At 43.4% G+C, this 24,096-nt stretch carries 18 protein-coding genes; 8 read left to right on the top strand and 10 right to left on the bottom strand.

All coding sequences use genetic code 11. The annotated features are described in order from the left end of the window. Nucleotides 1-21: 21 nt before the first annotated feature. Nucleotides 22-2,070, bottom strand: a complete 2,049-nt coding sequence (locus tag ACFFGT_RS26655; RefSeq protein ID WP_377025559.1) for a BatA domain-containing protein — start codon at nt 2,068-2,070, stop codon at nt 22-24. 168 nt (nt 2,071-2,238) lie between these two features. Between ACFFGT_RS26655 and ACFFGT_RS26650 the strand changes: the two genes are divergently transcribed. From ACFFGT_RS26650 to ACFFGT_RS26625, 6 genes are all read left to right on the top strand, one after another. Next, a complete protein-coding gene (locus tag ACFFGT_RS26650) occupies nt 2,239-3,234 on the top strand; it encodes an aldo/keto reductase (RefSeq protein ID WP_377025558.1) in 996 nt (331 codons plus the stop codon). Between the two features lie 59 nt (nt 3,235-3,293). Continuing rightward, nucleotides 3,294-3,749: a DUF3592 domain-containing protein gene (locus ACFFGT_RS26645; RefSeq protein WP_377025557.1), complete on the top strand. Its 456-nt coding sequence runs from the start codon at nt 3,294-3,296 to the stop codon at nt 3,747-3,749. Between the two features lie 74 nt (nt 3,750-3,823). After that, nucleotides 3,824-4,999 carry a dipeptidase gene (locus ACFFGT_RS26640; RefSeq protein WP_377025556.1) on the top strand — a complete coding sequence of 392 codons (1,176 nt, stop codon included), beginning with the start codon at nt 3,824-3,826 and terminating at the stop codon, nt 4,997-4,999. Nucleotides 5,000-5,072: 73 nt separating this feature from the next. Next, nucleotides 5,073-6,029: a thioredoxin-disulfide reductase gene (gene trxB, locus ACFFGT_RS26635; RefSeq protein WP_377025555.1), complete on the top strand. Its 957-nt coding sequence runs from the start codon at nt 5,073-5,075 to the stop codon at nt 6,027-6,029. Nucleotides 6,030-6,297: 268 nt separating this feature from the next. Continuing rightward, a complete protein-coding gene (locus ACFFGT_RS26630; protein ID WP_377025554.1) occupies nt 6,298-8,601 on the top strand; it encodes a family 20 glycosylhydrolase in 2,304 nt (767 codons plus the stop codon). Between the two features lie 19 nt (nt 8,602-8,620). After that, nucleotides 8,621-9,367, top strand: coding sequence for a hypothetical protein (locus ACFFGT_RS26625; protein WP_377025553.1), 747 nt, complete (start codon nt 8,621-8,623; stop codon nt 9,365-9,367). A gap of 244 nt (nt 9,368-9,611) precedes the next feature. On the opposite strand, the gene ACFFGT_RS26620 is transcribed toward ACFFGT_RS26625, so the two are convergent. From ACFFGT_RS26620 to ACFFGT_RS26610, 3 genes are all read right to left on the bottom strand, one after another. Then, nucleotides 9,612-11,240, bottom strand: a complete 1,629-nt coding sequence (locus ACFFGT_RS26620; RefSeq protein WP_377025552.1) for an acyl-CoA carboxylase subunit beta — start codon at nt 11,238-11,240, stop codon at nt 9,612-9,614. 112 nt (nt 11,241-11,352) lie between these two features. Then, a complete protein-coding gene (locus ACFFGT_RS26615) occupies nt 11,353-12,297 on the bottom strand; it encodes a hypothetical protein (protein ID WP_377025551.1) in 945 nt (314 codons plus the stop codon). A 95-nt stretch (nt 12,298-12,392) separates the two neighbouring features. Further along, nucleotides 12,393-12,977 (bottom strand): LOG family protein, encoded by a 585-nt coding sequence (locus ACFFGT_RS26610; RefSeq protein WP_377025550.1) that lies wholly within the window; start codon nt 12,975-12,977, stop codon nt 12,393-12,395. A gap of 106 nt (nt 12,978-13,083) precedes the next feature. Between ACFFGT_RS26610 and ACFFGT_RS26605 the strand changes: the two genes are divergently transcribed. Continuing rightward, the gene (locus ACFFGT_RS26605; protein ID WP_377025549.1) at nt 13,084-13,845 is read left to right on the top strand and encodes a hypothetical protein; all 762 of its coding nucleotides are present in this window, start codon (nt 13,084-13,086) and stop codon (nt 13,843-13,845) included. A gap of 88 nt (nt 13,846-13,933) precedes the next feature. Here the strand turns inward: ACFFGT_RS26605 and guaB are convergent, their stop codons facing one another. The 3 genes from guaB to ACFFGT_RS26590 all read right to left on the bottom strand — a co-directional run bounded on the left by guaB (nt 13,934) and on the right by ACFFGT_RS26590 (nt 18,215). Then, complete coding sequence (gene guaB, locus ACFFGT_RS26600) at nt 13,934-15,406, bottom strand: IMP dehydrogenase (protein ID WP_377025548.1); 1,473 nt, start codon at nt 15,404-15,406, stop codon at nt 13,934-13,936. Nucleotides 15,407-15,596: 190 nt separating this feature from the next. Continuing rightward, a complete protein-coding gene (locus ACFFGT_RS26595; RefSeq protein WP_377025547.1) occupies nt 15,597-16,874 on the bottom strand; it encodes a M16 family metallopeptidase in 1,278 nt (425 codons plus the stop codon). Between the two features lie 102 nt (nt 16,875-16,976). Beyond that, nucleotides 16,977-18,215, bottom strand: coding sequence for a M16 family metallopeptidase (locus ACFFGT_RS26590; RefSeq protein ID WP_377025546.1), 1,239 nt, complete (start codon nt 18,213-18,215; stop codon nt 16,977-16,979). 123 nt (nt 18,216-18,338) lie between these two features. On the opposite strand from ACFFGT_RS26590, the gene ACFFGT_RS26585 reads away from it, so the two are divergent. After that, nucleotides 18,339-18,920, top strand: coding sequence for a HEAT-like fold family protein (locus tag ACFFGT_RS26585; RefSeq protein ID WP_377025545.1), 582 nt, complete (start codon nt 18,339-18,341; stop codon nt 18,918-18,920). A 101-nt stretch (nt 18,921-19,021) separates the two neighbouring features. On the opposite strand, the gene ACFFGT_RS26580 is transcribed toward ACFFGT_RS26585, so the two are convergent. The 3 genes from ACFFGT_RS26580 to clpB form a co-directional block, all read right to left on the bottom strand. Further along, complete coding sequence (locus ACFFGT_RS26580) at nt 19,022-19,405, bottom strand: phosphoribosylpyrophosphate synthetase (RefSeq protein ID WP_377025544.1); 384 nt, start codon at nt 19,403-19,405, stop codon at nt 19,022-19,024. Between the two features lie 138 nt (nt 19,406-19,543). Beyond that, entirely contained in the window at nt 19,544-21,154 is a 1,611-nt protein-coding gene (locus tag ACFFGT_RS26575) for a hypothetical protein (RefSeq protein WP_377025543.1), read from the bottom strand. Nucleotides 21,155-21,370: 216 nt separating this feature from the next. Continuing rightward, nucleotides 21,371-23,986: an ATP-dependent chaperone ClpB gene (gene clpB, locus ACFFGT_RS26570; protein ID WP_377025542.1), complete on the bottom strand. Its 2,616-nt coding sequence runs from the start codon at nt 23,984-23,986 to the stop codon at nt 21,371-21,373. Between the last annotated feature and the right edge of the window lie 110 nt (nt 23,987-24,096).

Genomic DNA, 24,096 nt, shown 5'->3' with positions numbered 1-24,096 from the left:
TATGTGTGGATTTGTATCGAACTATCCCGCTTGAATAACACCCTGTTGATGAGGTTTATAAAACCTGATCAACAATATTTCTGCAAGCAGGAAGATCAACGCCAAAATTATACAAAGTTTCCATAATTGCGTGCCAAAATTTGATTCGGCAATAACGCTTTTTAATGAGCCGTTTCCTGCTGTTAATAAGGGTTTTGCATTTGGGAGTAATTTTTCAAGATCGGTTGGTGTAAAATAACTCATGTCCGATTCGGCCCTGTTGTCATTAAAAGCAAGCGTAGCCAGCGTGCTGTCTTGCTTCCGGAGCGAATAAATTCCTGGCTCACGCAACTGATCCGAAACATATAACAAGGTGCTGCCCTCCTGCTGTTTTACATCGGGAATAATACTTTGATCGCCCTTAGTAAGTTTGAGTAATTGTTTTTCGGTGATTTGCACAGGCGGAACCTCAAAATTATCATCAGTACCAAGGGTATAAAATAAAGGCTGGTCATGCCCGCTTAACAGCGCCATCCTGAAAAGCACTGGTACAAACAATGCATGCCTTGGCAAATTGCTAAAGTCTTCGTTAAGCGGTACGGTACATATATATACATTACCTCTTCCGCTACTATAGCCCTCCCAAAAAGGCTCGCCGGTAGCAAGGTTCATCAGGCTTTCCTGTTTAGTACTGCTTTTACTTAGCTGATAGTACTTTTTAACCAATGGCAGGTCGGGGCTTTGAGGGAAACTTTCAAACACATTTTTAAATACCTGGCTCTGCCTGTTGATGGAAGCTACTTTTACATCCTGGGTTACCAGCTTTTCAGGGTATCCTGTATTTAAGGCTAATAAAAAGGCCTTATAATTTGCAAGATCGGCCTCACCCGATGGAAATACAACCAGCGTCCCTCCTTTTGTAACATACGTTCTTAGCTGCTGTGCCAGGCCGGTAGCAATAGTTTTAATATCACTGATAATAATTATCGGATAAGTATTCAGTGCCGCATAATCAACATTACCATCAGCAACCCTTGTTGCGGCAAAGAAAGCATCAGATGCGAAAACTGCTTTTAAATAAGGATTTGGTGTACCTCCGTCTATCAGTAAAACGGGCATTTGCTGCTTTACATTAAAGCTGAAATAAAACTCGTTATCAAATGTAACCGGGTTGTCCTGCAACTGGATCTCGCCGCGTTGCCATCCGGCTTTTAAACCCGAAAACGACAAGGTATCGTTTTGAACTTCCCGGGCGTTGATGCTGAAACTGCCAAGCGCTTTCTGCTGGCCATTGATCAATATTTTGAGCGGGATTTTTTCTGCCTTTTCTGCAGCATAATTATGCAGGCGCACAACCAGCTTCTCACTTTCGCCAGGGCGATGTACGGCGCTAAGCAACCAAACCGAATCAACCGCTACATTAGGCAGGCTGCCCGCTTTGAGCTGAACAAGGTTAATGCTTATACTACTATCAGCTTTTACAGGTTTATCATTTTTGTTTTTCTGGAAATCGGAAATAATGAATATCGATTTTACGGCCTCCGGCTGGCTTTCCAATAAGTTTTCCTGCCTGCTGATGACTTGCTGCAGGTTCCGGCTTTGCGGACTGGCCATAACCGCATCAACAGCATCGTTAAACTCATCGCGGCTAAGCAACCGTTGATGCTTACCCTCAAAATCCTGTGTGAGTAATTGAAAACGGTCATTGATGTTATATGCGGAAGCAATCTCTTTGGCACGGCGTTTAGCTTCATCAAGCAATGAACCTTCGCGGTTAAGGGTTTGCATGGAGTAGGAATTATCTACAAAAACACTGATCACCTGTTGTTTACCTGCGTTGGCATTTTGAGCACCGGGGATATACGGACGGGCAAATGCCAGTACCAAAAACAGCAAAGCAAGTAAGCGCGAAGCCAGGATCAGCCGTTCCTTTAAATTGCGGCGTGAGGCCTGTTGCTCCTGTACTTCTTTCAAAAACTGTACGTTGCTGAAATAAACCTTTTTGTATTTACGAAAATTGAAGAGATGGATCACAACCGGAATGGCCAGGCTCAGCAACGCGAATAAAAAAGCGGGATATAAAAAATACATATTTTATATAGGTGGTTGTGCTATTTACAAATGTGCTAATTAAATTTATAAATATGCAGATGTGCAAATTTCAAATGTGCAGATGCTATTGGTATTGCCAGTTAGATGATAGCCCTTTCAAATAATGTTTAATTAAATATATTTGACGCATACATCAATCTACTTAAAATGGAATACAGAAAATTAGGCGAAAGTAAACTAAGCGTATCGGCAATAACTTTTGGGGCATGGGCGGCTGGCGGCTGGATGTGGGGCGGCAACGATGATCAGGAAGCTATTGACGCTATGCGCGCGGCTTATGATCTCGGGATAACATCAATTGACACAGCTCCGGTTTACGGTCAGGGTAAAAGCGAAGAGCTGGTTGGCCTGGCCATAAAAGAGTTGCCCCGCGATAAAGTGCAGATCCTGACCAAATATGGCCTGCGCTGGGATTTGGCAAAAGGCGAGTTCTTTTTTAAAAGTAAGGACAACAGCGGAAAAGACATTGACGTTTACCGCTATGCCGGTAGGGAAAGTATCATTGCTGAGTGTGAAAGCAGCCTTAAACGCCTTGGTACAGATTATATCGACCTGTACCAGATCCACTGGTCGGACAAAACCACACCTATTGACGAAACCATGGAGGCTATTTTGCGCTTGCAGGAACAAGGCAAGATCCGTGAAGCCGGTGTTTGCAATTATGATGTAAACCAGATGCAAATAGCTGCCAAAACAATTAAACTGGCGGCAAACCAGGTTCCGTTTAGCATGGTTAACCGTGCTATTGAGGATGAACTGATCCCCTATTGTATTGAGAACAGGAAAGCAATATTGGCCTACAGCCCGCTTGAACGCGGTTTGCTGACCGGTAAAATGAAACCCGGCCAAAACTTTGGCGAAGGTGACCACCGCGCCGGCGTTAAATACTTTACCGATCAAAATATCGAACGTACAAACGCCTTCCTTGCCAAAATAAAACCTTTGGCCGATGAAAAGGGCGCTACCCTGGGGCAATTGGTTATCCGCTGGACGATCAATCACCCCGGTATAACCATTGCATTGGTCGGTGCCCGTAATGCAGAGCAGTCTATCCAAAACGCAAAGGCCATCAACATTCATATCAACGGAGAAGAAATGGAATTTATCAATAACCAGTTGAATGATCTGGTTATTGTTGGGTAAAAAACTATTATCTTGCGAAGAGCTGTCAGGCTCTTCGCACAACCAGATAAACCTGAATCATGATTATTGATATTTTACTTTATAGTAACCATTCTACTTCAAGTAGCAACCCCACAATAACTGCTTTAGTATTGGGCGTCATAGGAGCAGTCCTTACCCTGGTAGGTGCAATAATGTATGATCGCCGCAAGAAACTCATGAAAACGGGCATACAAGTTGAAGGCATTGTATTTAGTATTGAACATGAAGTTAGCAGCAATGATTCAATGGGCCTGTATTATCCTGTTATCCGTTATTTAACATTACAAAACGAGTGGATAACAAAAAAATACGATATCGGTATCAGTGGCAGCTCTGCATACAAAGAGGGGGATTCGGTAGTAGTAATATATGACCCCAATGAAAATTCTGTATTTACCCTGAATGACACCACTTCCAAAATAATACCTCTCGTCTTTCTTTTAATTGGTGGAGCGATGCTTGTCGGAGCGATTGTTGTCTATGCAGTAAAATAAGACAGCGTAAGCAAAAATCAGCGAAATCAAAAAAAATCATTCCAATCAGCGGTCAATTTGCTTATCTTCCAATTATGAAAAAATCGCTGTTACTATTTTCTTTATTATTCGCGCTGAAATTATCTGCTCAAAACGCACAGCAGATCCACCAAAAGGCTATTTTAATTGATACGCATAACGATGTTATTTCAAGTGAACTGATAACCAAAGCTGATTTGGGTAAGCGGCAAAGCGAGGGGAATTTCGACCTTGTTCGTGCTAAGGAAGGCGGACTTGATGCCCAGATCTTTTCCATCTGGTGCGGCGAAAGTTATGGTAAGGGGACTGCCTTTGCTTTCGCGAACCGGGAAATTGATTCTTTATATGCACTTATCAAGCGCAATCCTGATAAAATTACCTTAGTACATAATAGTAAAGAACTAAAAAAAGCTGTTGCCGATAAAAAGCTGGCAGCGCTGATAGGTGTTGAAGGTGGGCATATGGTTGAGGACAGGATAGATTACATTGATAGCCTGGCTAAACGAGGCATGCGTTATCTTACCTTAACATGGAATAACAGCACTTCGTGGGCAACATCGGCACGTGACGAGGTGACAAAAAAAGACAGCCTGAAACATTTGGGCCTTACCGATTATGGTAAGCAGATCGTGAAGCACCTCAATGAGCTGGGCGTTATGGTTGATGTATCGCACGTAGGCGAACGCACCTTCTACGATGTGCTGGCTACAACCACTAAACCGGTTATTGCATCACATAGCTGTGCTTACAGTATTGACCCCAACCGCCGTAATTTAAAGGACGAACAATTAAAGGCACTTGCCAAAAATGGCGGCGTAGTGTGCCTTAACTTTTACAGTGGCTTTGTTGATAGCACATACACACCAAAAGTTATTCAGTTTCTGCACCTGCACAAGGCCGAACTCGATTCACTGATCGGAGTTTATCATGATGTTGACCTGGCCAATATCAGGGTAAATGCCATGTATAAAACCGAATCGGATAAAATAAGGCCGCCACTTGAGCTGCTGATCAAACATCTCGACTATATTGTTAAATTGATAGGTGTTGATTATGTAGGTATCGGTTCGGATTTTGATGGCGCCGAATCGTATCCGCTTGGTATGGATAGCGTGATTGATTATCCTAAGATAACTGAAGAATTGTTGAAACTTGGCTATGGTCAAAAGGACATAGATAAAATATTAGGGGGGAATGTGATGCGGGTATTGGCGGCCAATACAGGCAAATGATGTCACTTTGTTGACGATATGCCCTTTGCCTTATGCGCTTAAAATCGTAAATTCGCAACTCATTTATAATAAAATGTCTCAAGAAACTGAACACGTAAAATGCCTGATCATTGGATCAGGGCCTGCAGGTTACACTGCTGCTATATATGCTTCCCGTGCTGATCTTAAGCCTGTTATGTACACTGGTTTACTGGCAGGTGGTCAGCTTACACAAACTACCGAGGTTGAAAACTTCCCGGGCTATCCGCAGGGTATTATGGGACCCGAACTGATGGAAGATTTCCGCAAACAAGCTGAACGTTTGGGTACTGAAATTCGCTTTGGATATGTAAGCTCTGTTGATTTTTCAAGTTTGCCACATAAAGTTGTGGTTGATGAGGTAAAAACTATCACTGCCGATACCGTAATTATTTCAACCGGTGCTTCGGCTAAATGGCTTGGCCTCGAGTCGGAACAAAAATACAGTGGCTTTGGTGTTTCTGCCTGTGCTGTTTGCGATGGCTTCTTTTTCAAAGGCCAGGATGTAGCTATTGTTGGTGCAGGTGACACTGCCGCCGAAGAAGCTACCTACTTAGCCAAACTGGCACGCAAGGTTTACATGATCGTTCGCAGGGACGAGTTCCGTGCTTCAAAAGCAATGGTTCACCGCGTACTGAACACCCCCAACATCGAAATTTTATACAATACCGAAACCAAAGAAATTTTAGGCGACGGCCAAAGTGTTACCGGTGTTAAGGTGATTAACAACCAAACCAACGCAGAAACTGACCTTGACGTTACCGGATTTTTCGTAGCGATAGGTCACCATCCTAATACCGATATTTTTAAAGGCTGGTTACATATGGATGAAACCGGTTATATCATAACCCGCCCAGGCTCAACCGAAACTAATGTTGAAGGCGTATTTTGCGCAGGCGATGCCCAGGATCACATTTATCGCCAGGCCGTAACAGCAGCCGGTACCGGCTGTATGGCCGCTATAGACGCTGAGCGCTACCTTGCTGCCCAAGAGCATATAGTAACAGCTTAAGGTTAGTGATTAGAGATTGGAGGTTAGAGATTAGTTATCTTAGCCTCAAAAAAGCGACAATTAATACCTGTCGCTTTTTTTATTTGGAATAAATTACTAAAATTATTCCAATGTTCGCATTATAAGGGGCGACTAATTCGGCTTCAGACAAGTACCAATGAACTACTGAACCAGTGAACAAATACACTAACATTTTACATACTAAAACTTTTTATATTTTTTTAAAAAGTTTTATATTACGGGCTCATACTAACCTGATTAATAAATTATGTACAAAAATGCTTTTTTGATACTGCTTGCCGCGCTTGCAGTGTGTACCACCACCGTGAACGCGCAGGATACCAACCCAAACCTGGGCATTATCCCCGCTCCTGTTTCGTTGAAAAAAAATCCCGGTCAATTTATTTTGAGCCAGGCAACCACCATTCAGGCGGATACACCTTCGAATAAAGCTGTAGTATTTTTTAAAGATTACCTGGCTAACAACCAGGCCTATAATAAACCCGTTGTTACCAAAAGCGGTGCAAGCACAAACGTTATAACCCTTACAGCCACCGGTACAGAGGGTTTACCTGCCGAAGGCTACCGTTTAACCATTACCCCCCAACAGGTTATTGTTGCAGGTAAAGGGGCCGGATTGTTTTACGGTGTACAAACACTGCTTCAACTGATGCCTGCCGAACATGCTGCTACCATTAAGCTGCCATGCGTACAGGTTGAAGATTATCCGCGTTTTGGTTACAGGGGTGCTATGCTTGATGTTGGCCGCCACTTTTTTGGGGTAGAAATGGTTAAGAAATACATCGACCTGCTGGCTGCTTATAAGCTGAATACCTTTCACTGGCACCTTACTGAAGATCAGGGCTGGCGTATTGAGATAAAGAAGTACCCCAAATTAACCCAAATCAGCAGCATGCGTGCGCAAACGCTGATCGGCGGCTACCGCGACCGTACCCCGCAACAGTTTGACGGCACTCCTTACGGCGGCTTTTATACACAGGATCAGATCCGCGAGGTTGTAAAATATGCATCAGACAGGTTCGTTAACATTGTACCCGAAATTGAAATGCCGGGCCACTCGCAGGCTGCGCTCGCTGCATATCCTGAATTAAGCTGCGATCCGTCAAAAACTTATAAACCAGCCGAAACCTGGGGAGTATTCAATGATATTTACTGCCCTAACGAAAAAACGTTTGCCTTTTTGCAGGATGTTTTAACCGAAGTGATGGAACTTTTCCCAAGTAAATATATCCATATTGGCGGCGATGAAGCTCCTAAAGATGCCTGGAAAAATTCGGCTTTTTGCCAGCAGCTGATTAAAAAGCTGAAGCTAAAAGACGAGCACGCGTTGCAAAGCTATTTTATACAACGCATTGAAAAATTTGTAAACTCAAAAGGCCGCAGCATCATAGGCTGGGACGAGATTTTGGAAGGTGGCCTTGCCCCTAATGCTACTGTAATGAGCTGGAGAGGTGAAGAAGGTGGGATTGCTGCGGCACAACAAAAACATGATGTGATCATGACCCCCGGGAGCCATGGTTTGTATATCGATCACGGGCAGGGTAAACCGAGCCAGGAACCTTTGAGCATTGGAGGTAACGAACCATTGTCAAAAATTTACAGTTATGACCCTACTCCATCAGCATTATCGCCCGAAGAACAGAAGTACATTAAAGGCGTACAGGCCAACTTATGGACGGAATATATCCCTACCGATGCTAAAGTTGAATTTATGCTGCTGCCAAGGCTTTTAGCCCTTTCGGAAGTGGCATGGTCACCGTTGGCTAATAAAAACTATACTGATTTTGCCGATACCCGTTTGCCAGGCCATTTAGCGTGGTTGGATAAAAATGGTTTTGATTACCATGTGCCAACCGCTATCGGTGCAAAAGACACTGTAATGATAGGCAGTATGCTGACAGCCGTATTGAAACCATCAGTTGAAGGTGCTAAAGTTCATTACACTATTGACGGTTATACTCCGCGCGAAACAGACCTGATTTACACTATTCCATTGAATTTAGATGTGCCTGCTGACCAATACCGGGAGTTACAAACCATTGTAATCACCCCATCGGGCAAGCGGAGCAACGTAACCCGTACCTTAATTTATAATAAAGCACCAATGGCTGCCGTTAATTATACAGGTACAGCAACCGGCCTTAAATACCAGGTTTATCCGGGACTTTATACCAGTACAAACCAGCTTGGCGTAATGCCTGCCGACAGCGGCGTGACCAAAACCTTCAATACGGCCGATCTGCGAAAAAATAAAGGCAAATACGGTGTAATTTATGCAGGATTTATTAATATTGATGCCGATGGTGTTTATGGCTTCGCAACGTCATCTGCAGGTGGTTCAGTATTGTTGATTGACGATCAGCCGGTGGTTGATAATGACGGAAAACACACTATGAACGAGCAGATGGGTGCTGCACCTTTATTAAAAGGCTACCATAAAGTAACCGTAAAATATTTTGACCAGGGAACCGGTCCTGCAGCGTTAAAGGTATTTATTACTGCGCCTGGTAAAGCAAAAGCCGAGCTAACACCGGATACATTATATAACTAAGCAGAATTATATAACATATATGACTAACAGGTTTTACCTTTTTGCGTTTGCGATGGGCGCATTAATGGCAGGATGCGGCAGGCCGGAAACAAAAACGCCTGCCGCTCCTACGGCACCTAAAAAGCCGGAATTGATGGCGCCTTTCAGGTTTCACAAACTAATAGAGGTATCGCCGGGGCAAAGCTATGACGTTTTAAGTTGGGGCCGCGGTGCTGAAGAAGCCGGGGCCTTCATGATATTACACTCGGATTCGTCGGCTATAAAATATACCACAACAACCGGTGATCTTGATGGCGCTATCATTGATGTTTACAATTCGGATATGGATGTGGATGGTAACCCGGAGATCCTGATCCAGGCAAAATCAAAGGATACAGCCAATTATACATCCATCTACGCCTTTGAGTTTAACGATAATAACAGCAAAGCCAATAAGCTCGATTTTCCAAAGCTGACCAGTTCACAACGCAAAGGTTACCGCGGTAATGATAACTTTTATATCAGGGATGGTAAGTTGATGCGGGAGTTTCCAATCTTCAACGGCACAGGTAAAGAGGTAAAACCTTCGGGCGCTAAACGCCAGCTGGAATATGGCTTACGCGGCAATGAATTTACCGTAAAGCAGCTGAGCAAGGATTCTACAGATGTAAGCAATAAAGCTTCTAATAATCAACCTGCTAAAGCTGATGAGAAAAAATCATCGGATAAACAAAGCACTTCTTCTTCAAAATCATCGAAGAAAAAGCATAAGAGGCATAGGGAATAGTTTAGTTTGCGTTACAATCGCAAACCCAGATTAAGCGCTCGTTACAAACGAGCGCAAGATGAAAATAAAATCTCACAACCGTCATTGCGAGGCACGAAGCAATCCCCAACAGGCAGGTCCGCCCTGTAAAGTTCGCAATTGCTTCGTGCCTCGCAATGACGGTTTATCTATATATTATCTCTAAACACTTTGTGCATCGGGCTTTTTTACTAACCTCTTATCTCCAACCTCTAATCACTAAAAGCTACGTCTGTATCACACCTACATTAAAGGCCTTTTCAATTGGCGCATGATTAGCCGCCTCAATACCCATTGATATTACCTTGCGGGTTTCGAGCGGATCGATGATCCCATCAACCCAAAGCCGGGCTGCGGCATAGTAAGGGGTTGTTTGGGCGTTATACCTGTCTGTTATCTGTTTTAGCAATTCGGCTTCTTTTACAGCATCTACTTCTTCGCCTTTGGCTTTGAGACCTGCCGCCTGGATCTGTAACAGGGTTTTAGCTGCTTGTCCGCCTCCCATTACCGCGATCTTAGCCGATGGCCATGCGTAGATCAATCGCGGATCGTAGGCTTTGCCGCACATGGCGTAGTTACCGGCCCCGTAGCTGTTTCCCACAACAATGGTAAATTTGGGTACTACTGAATTTGCTACCGCATTCACCATTTTAGCGCCGTCTTTTATAATCCCGCCCTGCTCTGAGCGGCTGCCTACCATAAAGCCGGTAACATCCTGCAAAAACACCAGCGGGATCTTTTTTTGATTACAATTCATGATAAAACGGGTTGCTTTATCGGCCGAATCAGAATAGATCACCCCGCCAAACTGCATCTCCCCCTTTTTTGATTTAATTACCTTACGCTGATTAGCCACAATCCCTACGGCCCAGCCATCAATACGGCCCAGGCCGCAAATAATAGATTGCCCATAACCTTCTTTATAAGGTTCAAATTCGGAGTTATCCAGCAGGCGGAGGATGATCTCCATCATATCATAAGCTTTCTCCCGGTTATCGGGCAATATGCCATAGATTTCTTTTTCGCTGAGCTTCGGAGCTGATGGCTGGATCCGGTCGAAACCAGCTTTGGTATAATCGCCGGTCATGCTCATGATGTTGCGGATAGAATCAAGCGCGGCTTTGTCGTTAGGCTGCTTATAATCGGTAACGCCGGAGATTTCGCAATGGGTGGTTGCACCGCCGAGAGTTTCGTTATCCACATCCTCGCCAATGGCCGATTTTACAAGGTATGATCCTGCCAGGAAAACAGAGCCCGTACCTTCTACTATCATAGCCTCATCACTCATGATAGGCAGGTAGGCGCCTCCTGCTACACAGGAACCCATAATGGCCGAAATCTGGATGATCCCCATACTGCTCATGATAGCATTATTACGAAAAATACGGCCAAAATGCTCCTTATCCGGAAAGATCTCATCCTGCAAAGGCAGATAAACCCCTGCCGAATCGACCAGGTAAATGATGGGTAATTTGTTTTCAATAGCTATTTCCTGGGCACGCAGGTTTTTTTTAGCCGTTATCGGAAACCAGGCCCCGGCCTTTACTGTAGCATCATTAGCTACAACTACACATTGCCGCCCTGATACATATCCAATACCACAAACAACGCCTCCGGATGGGCAGCCACCATGCTCGGCGTACATACCATCGGCAACAAAAGCGCCAATCTCCAGCCATGGTTTATCTTTATCAATCAGGTAAGCCACCCTTTCGCGGGCAAGCATTTTTCCTTTCTCTTTTTGTTTGGCTGCTGCCTTTTCGCCGCCGCCCTGGTGTACTTTGTTAAGCCGGGTGTTTAGCTCATAAACAAGCTGCTTATTAATATCTTCATTTCTATTGAATTCGATATTCATAATTGGTTTTTAGATGGGACCGGTAATTTAGGAAGAATTACCTAATAAAGCTACGGCCCTATGGATTCTGACCGTCACATTACCTGATGCCGAATAGGCAGCTATATTAATATTATTTTAGTTTTAATGGTCTCATCCCCATTATTTCATAGTTCTCGTCGATAGTAATACTAAGTATTTCCGTTGGCGGTTGTGCTTTATCGTCGGTACGCCGATATCGTAAATTACCCCATATGGTATTACCCAACGTTAACTGAACACCTGTAGTACTCAATTCCCACTTATCATCTTTTACTTCCTTCTGCAATGCAGTCAACTGCTCGTTTGTTACCTGGCTTGCTATTTGTTTGGCTATGTATTTCCTTGCCTCATCAAAATTACCGGCTGCTAATGCGGTTAAAAACAGCTTAACTTTTTTATCCGCTTCAATTACCTTCTGTTTGTCAAGCTTAGGAGAGCCTTCATTTGTATTACTGTTTTTAACATAAAGCCTTATCCTCTGAGTTGGGGTTATTGTAACATTTCCCTGTTTTAAATATTTATTTGATAACGTTACATACATTTCAACTTCCACGCTATCCCTGCTAAAATTATCCTTCCGATCAAACTTACCACTATCTGTTTGTGCCAGGTCATTCAAACTGCCTGTAGTTGTTCCTTCGCCAAATTGTTTTTTTACCAACGCAAGCAGCTCCTGGTATTTTTTAATAAACGATTGAAGGCTATCAACTGAATGTTTAGAAGCCTGGTGAGTAAAATTCGTTTCGTCCCATTCATAAAGTACCTCGTAAATGGATGAATCTGTTTTTAACGGAAAATAATACACTAATAAATCCGGCAGCTTCCTATCCTTTTCTTTACGGCGGTAAACTATGGGTTGTGCTACATTACGGCCAATAAGGTATTGCGTTTCAATTTTAAATGGAATGCTCTTATTTGCTGTTTCCAGCTTTACAAGCTCGTTAACCTTTTTATGTTTGATATCAAGCGTTATCTGGGCAAAAATGGCAACAGGGCAAATGAGCAGGAGTATAAAAACAACAATAGCTTTTTTCATGTGACTTAACTTTAGGCTAAAAACAAATTTAACAAAGTAAATCAATATGCCAGTTTTTACTTTTAAGTATGAAGTTATCTGTTGTAAAGTAAAGGCTAAGTCAGGTTCCTGTTTTTGAACCAAACTTCTTCCGGCCTGGCGTTAAAACTATCCATCAGGTTTACCAATTCGATAGCATCGGCCGAGGTTATGATCAGGTCGCGGTTGGCCGGTTTCAGGAAACGTTGTTCAACCATTAAATCCAATTGCTTTAGCAGCAGATCGTAAAAACCACCTACATTAAGCAAGCCCACCGGCGATGAATGTAAGCCTAATTGCAGCCAGGTTAGTACTTCAAAAAATTCTTCAAGTGTGCCTAAACCACCCGGCAGGGTTATAATCCCATCGCACAGGTCATTCATCATTTTTTTGCGCTGGTGCATATTTTTAACAATATGCAGTTCGGTTAAGCCTGTATGCCCAACTTCTTTATCCATTAAAAATTGCGGAATAACGCCTATTGCCTTTCCTCCCCTGCTTAGCACAGCATCGGCTATTAAACCCATAACACCAACCTTGCCGCCGCCGTACACCAGGGAAATATCACGGCTCACCATTACTTCGGCCAGTTGATCAATGGCTTGTTTTAACATAGGGTCGCCATTAAAATTAGCGCCACAGAATACACAGATAGCTTTCATGCTCAATTATAATAAAATTTGTTTAATGCCCTGTTAAGGTTTTGTTATCTGCAAATTGCATCATAGCGACATCAATATTTATTTATATTTAGAAAAAAGATATCCAATGAAAAAAACCTTAACACTTATCGTTTTATTACTGATTACAGGTTCAGCCTTTTCCCAAAACATTGTAAGTCCTCAGGTAGATCAGGCTGATGATGCCAACGCTAAAATCGCCAAAATAGAAACTGATGGGCAGTTTACCATTGTAACTTTTGATTATATTGCTAACGCTGATAATGCATGGGTACAGCTCAATAAAGAGATCTACATACAAACAGATCAGGGCAATGAACACTATAATTATGTCAAATCAGAAAACATAGCTATAGTGCCTGCTAAACACGTATTTACAAAGGCAGGAGAACGGCTTTCTTTTAAAGTATATTTTAAAAAGATACCTGCTGATACAAAGTCTATCGATATTATTGAGAGAGCAGGATATAAAAAAGACGGAATTACTTTCCTTAACTTTTATGATGTAAGCCTGGTAAAACAAAGAGCATACATTACAGATGTTAAAATAACCGGTCCGAATGGAGGTTCTCCTTATCTGGCTTCGGGAGCTGATGAACAGCCTGATGTTAAAGATGGAATGATGGGAGCAATGAATGCGATGGGCCCGATGTACGCATCCATGGCAAAATCAGTACTTGATGCTCAGCTTGCCTACTATAAGCAACCCGGTAAAATAGCCGAAATAGCCAAATTAAATAAAGAATATTTTGATGCGCTTGTTAAAGTAGGTTTCAATTACGACCAGGCCTTAAAAATTATCACATCCAACAGCTTAATTTCAAAGTCATCATCTATTCCCGGCCAGTAAAGCAATTAAAACAAAAGAGCCTGAAAATACGGTAAACTTACGTTTGATGTATTTTCAGGCTCTTTATTTATGCAGTTTATATTAAGAATTACCTGCTCGTATAGTTAGGTGCTTCTTTAGTGATTGTAATATCGTGCGGATGGCTTTCACGCATACCGGCAGCAGTTATACGTACAAATTTGGCGCGTTGCAGGTCTTCTATATTAGCAGCACCGCAATAGTGCATACCTGCACGTAAACCGCCGATGTACTGGAATATTACTTCGGCCATGCTGCCTTTAAATGGTACGCGGCCAACAATGCCTTCAGGCACCAGTTTGGTTACAACGTCGGTTTCATCCTGGAAATAACGGTCTTTTGAACCTTTAGCCATAGCTTCAACCGAACCCATACCGCGGTATGATTTAAATTTACGGCCTTCGTATATGATAGTTTCGCCGGGTGATTCTTCAACACCTGCAAACAATGAACCGGCCATGATAGAGCTTGCGCCGGCAGCAATAGCTTTAACAATATCACCGGTTTGTTTAATACCTCCATCGGCAATAACCGGGATGCCACGGCCCTCAAGGGCTTTGGCACACTCATATACCGCGTATAACTGTGGTACACCTACCCCGGCAATGATACGGGTAGTACAAATAGAGCCGGGGCCAATACCTACTTTAACAGCGTCGGCACCGGCATCTGCAAGGGCGATAGCTGCATCGCCGGTGGCAATGTTACCGGCTATTACCTGCAGGTTAGGATAAAGCTTTTTAACTGCCTTAACCATATCAATAACTCCTTTTGAATGGCCGTGAGCGGTATCAACAGTAACTACATCCACACCGGCGTTAACCAGGGCTGTTACACGGTCAATATTATCGGCAGCTACACCAACGGCAGCACCTACGCGTAAACGGCCGTATTCGTCTTTACAGGCGTTAGGGAAGTTTTTAACTTTTTGAATGTCTTTATAAGTGATCAGGCCTACCAGTTTCCCATCTTTATTAACAACAGGCAGTTTCTCAATTTTATTACTTTGCAATATGTTGGCAGCATCACCCAGGGTAGTACCCTCAGGGGCAGTAATCAGGTTTGTTTTGGTCATTACCTGGCTCACAGGAACGCTCATGTCTTTTTGGAAACGAAGGTCGCGGTTAGTGATAATACCTTTCAGGTTATGATCTGCATCAATAACCGGGATACCACCAATGCTAAATTCCCTCATGATCTGGAAAGCATCTGCAAGCAGTGCGTCTTCCAATAATGTAACAGGATCCTGGATCATGCCGCTCTCTGAGCGTTTCACCTTGCGCACTTCGTCGGCCTGAGCCTGGATGGTCATGTTTTTGTGCAAGATCCCTATACCACCTGCCTGTGCAAGGGCAATAGCCAGATCAGCCTCGGTAACAGTATCCATAGCGGCCGAAAGAATAGGAATGTTTAACCGGATGTTTTTAGTTAAGTAAGTACTGGTATTTACTTCGCGCGGTAAAACTTCTGAATAAGCCGGGAGTAATAAAACGTCGTCGTAAGTTAATCCTTCGGCAACAAATTTTGATGGGTCTAACTGCATAGCAAATAATTATTTTGGAGTTATTATTTGCCGGGCAAAGGTAATAAAATATTTCGGATTTCGGAATTTCGATTTCGGATTTATTTAAAATTGCCTTGGGATGATAATTGGTAGCCCCCTCTAAATCTCCCCCGGTTGGGGAGACTTTTTATCTTTTAGCCCTCCCCATCCGGGGAGGGTTGGGTGGGGCTTAATACTTACCTACTATGACTTTATAAAACTGATCGAAATTAAAATAGGTATTAGCCAGTTGGATCAGCTTATCTGAAGTTATGTTTTTTACAGTAGCCGCGTACCTGTCGTAATAATCATAATCCAGACCTGCAAAATAGATAGTTTTAAACTTGTCGGCATGTGAAAATACATTTTCCAGGCTACCCAGTAATGAGCCAAGCATGTAATTACGTACTAATGATAGTTCTGCTTCTGGTACCAGTTCAGTTTTCAGCAGGTTTATTTCTTTTTCAATTTCGGTAACGGCAAGTTTGCAAACGTCTGCCCCAACCTCGGTTGCTATAAAAAATGAGCCGCCTTGTTTAAATGAGGCCAGCCCTGAGCCTATGCCGTAGGTATATCCTTTATCCTCGCGGATATTAGCCATTAACCTTGAGCCGAAATAGCCACCGAATACCGTATTTAAAACCTGTAAGGGCTGAAAGTCCTCGTGCGAGCGATTGATGATGGGTGTGCCTATCCTGATTGCCGATTGCAATGCTTCCGGTTTTTCTGTAAAATAAAACAGATCGGTTGCGGCTTTAATATCCGGCTGGGTTATAATAGCATTACCTGATGTATTTTCCCAGCTTTTATCAAATGTATCAGTAAGTAGTGTTAGCGTTTCAGGTTCAACTTTACCGGCTATAATGATAGTGCAATTTGATGGCTGGTACATATTTTTGTAATGCGCCAGTATATCATCATACTGCAGGGTTTGGTAGTCGGCCATCTCCGCAGCATAACCAAAAATGGTATCTCCATAAACTGCCCTGTTAAACAGGCGGCGCGCCACTACATCATTTTTTTGCAGGCTAACCTGTAGTTTTTGTTGTTGGTTGCGTTTAAAAGTCTCCAGTTCTTTTTCGGGGAAGATGGAATTGTTCAGGATATCAGCAATAACCGGCAATGTGTGGTGCAGGTGCTTGTTTAAGCTATACAATGTAACCTGCGAGTTTTCGTAACCATAATCAACCTGCAGGAAAGCGCCATAAAAATCAATTTTATCGGCAATCTGTGCAGCGGTTAAAGTTGTGGTACCATCTGTAAGCATGGAGTTTACAGCCATATTAAGCAAGGGCTTTGCCGGATCAAAGCTAAGGTTACCAAAAATCCACTCTATACGTACCAATTCCTGGTCGCCCGAGTTAAAGCAAAAAATGTTGGCGCCATTGCCAAGCTGCTGATGCTCCGGCTTAATCAGGCTAATATTATCGATAGCCCTGAATTCTGGAGCTAATTTTCTGTTGATCATGTGAATAATGTTTGGCCTTGATTTGCATGATTTAAAGATTTCATGATCCGAATAAATTCAACAGATCAGGCTAATCCCAAAATCCAATAAATCAAGTTTCTGTTACTTCTCTGCTAAATAAATAAGCGTTGATGAATTATCTTTTCTGAACAGTTTATTGGCTTGTTCTTTTACCTGTACAGCACTTACAGCAAGATATCTCGCTGTTTCATGATTGATCAGGTCGGCATCGCCAAGCAGTTCAAATGAGGCCAGGTTCATCGCCTTATCTAATAATGACATTTCTGAAAATATCATTGTTGATTCGGTTTTGTTCTGAACTTTGGTAAGTTCATCTGCGGGGATCTCTTCTGCTTTTATTTTCTCCAGCTCTTCCCATAAAGCAGCTTCTGCCTGTTCAACGCTGATGCCTTCAAGCGGTTTACCTTCCAATACAAATATGCCTTTATCCAAACTGCCGGTAATGTAGGCATGCACTTCGCTGAAGATCTGTTTTTCCTTGATCAATGATTTGTACAGCCGTGATGAATTGCCCCGTGAAAGGACATCAGAAAGCAGTTCAACTATATAATAATCATCATCCGTACGGGTGCCCATCTGAAAAGCTATGTACACATCATTGAGCGGTACTTTGGCAGTCACAGTTTCGCGGCGGGCTTCCTGTTGTTCCGGTTCCTGCGGCAGGTTGCGGTGATATTTTTCACCTGCAGGAATAGGGCCAAACCATTTCTCTGAAAGCTCTTTTACCTGCTGGGTTGTTATATTGCCGCCTACTACCATGATGGCGTTTTGCGGATTGTAATGTTTCTTGAAAAAGGCTTTTACATCTTCAATCCGGGCATCCTCAATATGTTTAATGGTTTTGCCGATGGTTGCCCAGCGGTAAGGATGCTTTTTATAAACCAGCGGACGAAGCTTTAACCAAACATCGCCATAAGGCTGGTTCAGGTAGCGTTGTTTAAACTCCTCTATAACCACGTTACGCTGCACTTCAAGGCTTTTTTCGCTAAAAGCAAGGCTTAGCATGCGGTCACTCTCCAGCCAAAACGCAGTTTCCAGGTTAGCCGATGGCAGGGTGATATAATAGTTGGTGATATCGTTGCTGGTAAAGGCGTTATTTTCGCCACCTACCCTTTGCAATGGCTCGTCATAAACAGGAATATTTACTGACCCGCCGAACATCAGGTGTTCAAACAAGTGGGCGAAACCGGTTTGTTCAGGATCTTCATCGCGTGCGCCAACATCATACAGAATGTTGAGCACGGCCATTGGTGTAGTATTATCTTCATGTACAATAACCCTGAGGCCATTGTCAAGTGTAAATCGGTTGAATTTAACCATGTATCTATTAAATTGTTAATACGGATAGCAAATGTATAACTTTTGACGACATTGAAAGTGAATGCCAAAAACGAACAAGTGTTTTAGGTTAGGCATCAGTATTTTTTTACTTTTAGGCTACCAATGACCCGCGACGAACTTACCCAAAAAATAGCGAATACCATAGGCAAACTTAAGGTGCTTGAGTTGAGCCGCATTTTAACGGAACAGCGGTTTGATTTGCGCGATTTGATTGACATTACCTTTTACCCCGATAAGCCTCTCGCCTTCCGTGCGGCATGGCTCCTGGAAAATATGTTTTTGAAAGACCCTGAGGTTTTTACCAATAACCTTGAATATTTTATTCAACGTTTACCAAAGGTTACCAATCCCGGCTGCCAAAGGCATTATGCCAAAATACTGATGCACGCAACTGAAGAAAAAGAGCAATCGCCCGTCAAACAAAAGCTGAACAGCCTTGAGCTTGAGCCTGCTGTTGAACAGCTTTTTGACTGGATGATAAATCCAAAAGTAAAAATAGCAGTGAAAGTATTTGCCGGATGGGCTTTGCTCAATTTGCGATACCGGTATCCCTGGGTGGCCGATGAACTGCCTGCACAGCTTGAATTTTTAATGCGTAATGGTACAGCAGCTATCCAATCGGCAGGGAGGAAAATGATGAAGGAGTTAAGCCCCTCTAAATCTCCCCTGAAGGGGAGACTTTGAAAAGGCTTGTTTTTTTAAAAGCCAAAAGCCAGCAACAAATATCCCGCTGTCCCTACAGAAATATTTGTTACCGACTTTTAACTTAAGATTTTCGACTTGACTTAGGCCGTAGGCCTGTCTTCGCCATGCAGATTGTGGCTTACCTGGCCGTGGTGCAGCTTGGCAGCCAAAGCCGATGAGCTGTCATCGGCATAAGCCCCATAGGCATTTACCAGTACGCCTTTTAAATTATATTTTGATGATGATACCGCATATACTATCGACATATCCGAGGGGTTGCTTGCCCCTTCAAAGCGATAAAACTCGTCGATCTCAAAATCATCTGCGGTCATGCGGATATCTTTTTCTTTATCATCAATCGTATCGCCATCAAGGCTCAGGTTGGCTGTATATCCTCTCTTCAGGAGGTCGTTAGTGGCATCCACTAAGGTTTCATAATTTTTCATGGTGATGTTTTTGTACAGGTAAACAGATGATGACCTCATTGTCACCTTTTATTATCATAACTACAAAAGCAACAAACTTGTTTGAAGCAGGGATATAAAAAAGTCCCGTTGCCACCGGCAACAGGACTTAAACTAACAAATTGAAATTCTCCCTTTCGGGGAAAGGTCTGTTTATATTTACTGGGCTTTAGCCAGCCATAATGAAGCGTTCAGGTGAAATGCAGGGTGTGATGTAAAGCCCGACGGTGAATCGCCCGACCAGCCGTTAAACAAGCTGTCGCCGGTATCGCCGGTGCCGTCATCAGCATCTGAACTATCGCCAATCCAAACTACACGACCGCTTCCATAGGTTGCCAATAATGCCATGGCATTGGCATTGCCGCCATTGGTAGCGCTGTTGCGCCAGAATAATCCCTGTACGCTTGAGTTATTGGCCGGGAACAAAGTTGCTGTTGAACCATCGTAAAAAGCCATTTTTGAAGCCGTACCGGCCGCACCGTTCAATACTTTTTGGGCATCAGCATTGGAGCCGGTGTAAACGTTGGTAGACGGGCTTTCGTTAATATCAACGTAGTTAATGTTAAAGCCGAATGGGTTATTGTTATTGATACCGTTATTGGTCATCAAATCATTCCATACCCTTGGCGAATCATAGCCATCGCCGTCACGATCTGATGGGTTATAACCATTAGCATCAGTACCTGCAGTTGTTGCTGCAGTATGATCTGCTACCATGAATAAGCCGCCGCCATTTGCCACAAAGTTCATAAGGGCTGTTTTTTCGGCAGCAGTGAATAAACGGTTAGGTTCACAAACGATAAATACGTCATAGTTGCTCAAATCCTGGGCTCCGCCGCCACCATAGGTAATTGCTGTGCCTACAGGCAGTGTTTCAACAAGCTCACCACGTTTTACCAGTTCTATAGCCCATGATGAAAGGGCGCCCTTCCAATAAGTTTCGGCAGTGGTTGAAGTAATACCTGTGTATGATGGCGTTGGGATACGTTGTGCTTTGGTTTCGGTAGTTGTACCGCCGGTATAAATTGGCACAGCTTCGGTACCGTCGGCGTCTATCTGCCAGTCGGCGCTACCTGCATTTTCAAGATGGCTTGCATCAAACAGGAATTTTTTGCCTGTAAGTACTGTGCCGCCACCACCCGTACCACCACCTGCGTTATCATTGATGGTGATATCATCGATATTGATGCGGTTTGTGCCACCGGTAAGTTTACGGATCTCTAAACGTACATTGCCGGTTTGTGTAACTGTAAAGGTTGAAACTGTTAATGTTGCTGTAGTGGTAATTGCAGAACCCGACTGAGCCCATGACGAACCGCCGTTAATTGAGTAGAACAATCCCCATGTGCTTGGGCTGTCGCCGTTATAAGTGGCGCTTTTTATGGTAACTGTGCTGATACCGGTAGTAACATCAAACAGCATGGTGATTTTACCTGTGTTGCGTACGCGGGCGCTCCATGAACCAGCTCTTTGGTCGGCAGCAAGGTTGCCGATCAGGGCATCGTACATATTCCATGAATTGCCTGATAAGGTAACATTGTCGCCGCTTGATGAACCGCTTGGCGATACATCATAAGCGGTTTTAGGACTGGTTGAGCCAACCTCAAAACCTTGTGTTAAGGACACGGCTAAGGTTTTGATTGTTTTTGTGCTTGTAGCAGTTTGATCAGCATCTTTTAATGCAGGCATCTGGCCATTTTTTTGACAGCTTGCCAACATGCAGGTTGCGGCAGCGGCACATACCCACATGCGTAGATTAAGTTTTAACATAATGATTTTTTAGGTTTTAATGTATAAGTTAATAATATTAAATTATACGGTAAAACTGTATAAAAGTTAATTCGTAGGCATTTCTATTTCGTTAACATATCATTAAATAAATGTGTTTAAACTTATAGATGGGTTATGGTTTTCAGGAATGCATAAAAAAAGAGCGCCCCGTAGAACGCTCTTTTCATTATATATAGAGTTATTAATTGTTGATTTTTACTTAGCTGCTTCGGCAACCTTCGGTGTATTCAGGAACACAAAATTGTTATCAAACATATCAATTTTAATAGTGCTGTCTTTATCTACCGTCCCTGCCAGGATCTGTTTACTCAGCTCGTTCAAAAGCTTTTTCTGGATCACACGTTTTAACGGACGTGCACCAAATTGCGGATCATAACCTAACTGGGCCAGCCAATCCAAAGCTTCATCGGTAGCATCAATGGTAACACCCATTTCTGCAAGGGTTTGCTGTACCTGCTTAAACTGAAGCTTAACAATGTCATGAATCTCTTCGCGGTTAAGCGGTGTAAACATGATAATCTCATCTATCCTGTTCAAAAACTCCGGACGAATAGTTGCCCTTAACAAGTTAAACAGCTCGTTTTTGGTTTTTGCTATCAGTTCATCCCTGTTTTCATCTTCCAGGTTCTGGAAGTTTTCCTGGATAATGTTTGAACCGATGTTAGATGTCATGATGATGATGGTGTTTTTGAAATTTACCACGCGGCCTTTGTTATCGGTTAAGCGGCCATCATCCAAAACCTGCAGCAGGATGTTAAATACATCGGGGTGGGCTTTTTCAATTTCATCAAGCAGCACCACACTGTAAGGCTTGCGGCGTACGGCCTCGGTTAACTGCCCGCCTTCATCATACCCAACATAGCCCGGAGGCGCTCCTATTAACCTTGACACAGCATGCCGTTCCTGGTATTCACTCATATCTATCCGTACCAACGCGGCTTCGTCATTAAACAGGTACTCGGCCAAAGCCTTTGCCAGCTCGGTTTTACCTACACCGGTTGTACCCAAAAATATGAACGAGCCAATTGGCCTGCGCTTATCCTGCAAACCTGCACGGCTGCGGCGGATAGCGTCACTTATTGCCTCAATAGCTTCCTCTTGCCCGGCCACGCGTTTATGCAACTCGGCTTCAAGGTTAAGCAGCTTTTCACGTTCGCTCTGGATCATTTTGCTTACAGGGATGCCTGTCCAGCGGCTTACCACACCGGCAATATCATCGGCAGTAACCTCCTCTTTCAACATCCGGCTGTCGCTCTGATTTTCGAGCAGGGCGGCTTTAAGCTTTTCAACTTCGGCCTGGGCTTCTACTATAGTGCCGTAGCGTAATTCGGCCACTTTGCCATAATCACCGGCGCGTTCGGCTTGTTCGGCTTCCAGTTTATAATTTTCAATCAGCTCAACTTTGGTGTTGATACCGTCAACCAAGTCTTTTTCACCTTTCCATTTGGCACGTAACGAATCGCGCTGCTGCGACAGGTTGGCAATCTCTTCGCTTAGTTCGGCAACCTTACGGTCGTCTTTTTCACGTTTGATAGCTTCACGCTCAATTTCAAGCTGCATGATGCGACGCTCCAATTCATCAACCACTTCCGGTACCGAATCCATTTCTAAACGAAGCTTTGAAGCAGCTTCATCCATCAGGTCGATAGCCTTATCAGGTAAAAACCTGTCGGAAATATAGCGTTGTGACATTTCGACAGAGGCGATGATCGCTTCGTCTTTAATCCTCACTTTGTGGTGGGTTTCATAGCGTTCTTTCAGCCCGCGTAAAATAGATATGGCATCAGCCGTATCCGGTTCTTCAACCATAACCTTTTGGAAACGGCGTTCTAAGGCTTTATCTTTTTCCAGGTATTTCTGGTACTCGTTAAGTGTGGTTGCACCAATTGAGCGAAGCTCGCCACGTGCCAGGGCCGGTTTTAAGATATTGGCCGCATCCATAGCGCCTTCTCCCCCGCCAGCACCTACCAGCGTATGGATCTCATCAATAAACAGGATGATCTCCCCATCGCTTTGAGTAACTTCTTTTATAACGGCTTTTAATCGTTCTTCAAACTCACCCTTGTATTTGGCACCCGCAATCAGCGCACCCATATCCAATGAATACACTACCTTGGTTTTCAAGCTCTCAGGCACATCGCCTTTAATGATCCTGAAGGCAATACCTTCGGCAATGGCTGTTTTACCAACACCTGGCTCACCAACCAATATCGGGTTGTTTTTGGTACGGCGCGAAAGGATCTGGATAACCCGGCGAATTTCATCGTCGCGGCCAATAACAGGGTCCAGCTTGCCCGAGCCTGCGTATTCATTAAGGTTACGGGCATATTTGTTAAGGGCATTGTAAGTAGCTTCGGCGTTTTGATCAGTTACTTTGCTATCGCCACGTAATTCTACGATGGCTTTTTTCAGGTCTTTTTCATTAACGCCCGAATCTTTCAAAATAGTGCTCACCGCACCACCGGCTGCCAAAATGCCTAACAGCAAATGCTCAACCGATACAAATTCATCCTTAAATTCTTTTAAATATCCGGAAGCTTTTTGCAAAGCCGAGTTTGCTTCAGACGAAAGATATACATTGCTCCCGCTTACTTTGGGGAACGATGCGATCTGTGCATCTAAAGTATCATTTAACCTGTTCAGGTTAACATTTAGTTTCTTTAATAAATAGGTAATTACGTTTTCATCAACCAGCAATAAGCCTTTAAGCAGATGTGCGGTCTCAATTGCTTGCTGTTGGTTACCAACAGCAATTTCAGATGCCTTTTGAACGGCTTCCTGAGCTTTTATGGTAAAGTTGTTAAAATTCATAGTGATTAGCTGTGATCAATTTACCTGCCATTTAACCTATAGTGAAAAAATGTCATTCAATTACAAAACCGAATGGCACTTTGTCATATTTATGTTACATTAAAGAAAAA

Source organism: Mucilaginibacter angelicae, from assembly GCF_042434235.1.
Classification (GTDB): Bacteria; Bacteroidota; Bacteroidia; order Sphingobacteriales; family Sphingobacteriaceae; genus Mucilaginibacter; species Mucilaginibacter angelicae.
This window is presented reverse-complemented; position numbering and strand designations above follow the sequence as displayed.

Bases quoted from the DNA above. Each gene is read 5' to 3' on its own strand.
- ACFFGT_RS26585 (WP_377025545.1), top strand. From the start codon at position 18,339: ATGACCCGCGACGAACTTACCCAAAAAATAGCGAATACCATAGGCAAA.
- ACFFGT_RS26655 (WP_377025559.1), bottom strand. From the start codon at position 2,070: ATGTATTTTTTATATCCCGCTTTTTTATTCGCGTTGCTGAGCCTGGCC.
- ACFFGT_RS26605 (WP_377025549.1), top strand. From the start codon at position 13,084: ATGAAAAAAACCTTAACACTTATCGTTTTATTACTGATTACAGGTTCA.
- ACFFGT_RS26615 (WP_377025551.1), bottom strand. From the start codon at position 12,297: ATGAAAAAAGCTATTGTTGTTTTTATACTCCTGCTCATTTGCCCTGTT.
- ACFFGT_RS26595 (WP_377025547.1), bottom strand. From the start codon at position 16,874: ATGATCAACAGAAAATTAGCTCCAGAATTCAGGGCTATCGATAATATT.
- ACFFGT_RS26640 (WP_377025556.1), top strand. From the start codon at position 3,824: ATGAAAAAATCGCTGTTACTATTTTCTTTATTATTCGCGCTGAAATTA.
- ACFFGT_RS26580 (WP_377025544.1), bottom strand. From the start codon at position 19,405: ATGAGGTCATCATCTGTTTACCTGTACAAAAACATCACCATGAAAAAT.
- ACFFGT_RS26645 (WP_377025557.1), top strand. From the start codon at position 3,294: ATGATTATTGATATTTTACTTTATAGTAACCATTCTACTTCAAGTAGC.
- ACFFGT_RS26610 (WP_377025550.1), bottom strand. From the start codon at position 12,977: ATGAAAGCTATCTGTGTATTCTGTGGCGCTAATTTTAATGGCGACCCT.
- trxB (WP_377025555.1), top strand. From the start codon at position 5,073: ATGTCTCAAGAAACTGAACACGTAAAATGCCTGATCATTGGATCAGGG.
- ACFFGT_RS26590 (WP_377025546.1), bottom strand. From the start codon at position 18,215: ATGGTTAAATTCAACCGATTTACACTTGACAATGGCCTCAGGGTTATT.
- guaB (WP_377025548.1), bottom strand. From the start codon at position 15,406: ATGCAGTTAGACCCATCAAAATTTGTTGCCGAAGGATTAACTTACGAC.
- ACFFGT_RS26625 (WP_377025553.1), top strand. From the start codon at position 8,621: ATGACTAACAGGTTTTACCTTTTTGCGTTTGCGATGGGCGCATTAATG.
- clpB (WP_377025542.1), bottom strand. From the start codon at position 23,986: ATGAATTTTAACAACTTTACCATAAAAGCTCAGGAAGCCGTTCAAAAG.
- ACFFGT_RS26650 (WP_377025558.1), top strand. From the start codon at position 2,239: ATGGAATACAGAAAATTAGGCGAAAGTAAACTAAGCGTATCGGCAATA.
- ACFFGT_RS26630 (WP_377025554.1), top strand. From the start codon at position 6,298: ATGTACAAAAATGCTTTTTTGATACTGCTTGCCGCGCTTGCAGTGTGT.
- ACFFGT_RS26620 (WP_377025552.1), bottom strand. From the start codon at position 11,240: ATGAATATCGAATTCAATAGAAATGAAGATATTAATAAGCAGCTTGTT.
- ACFFGT_RS26575 (WP_377025543.1), bottom strand. From the start codon at position 21,154: ATGTTAAAACTTAATCTACGCATGTGGGTATGTGCCGCTGCCGCAACC.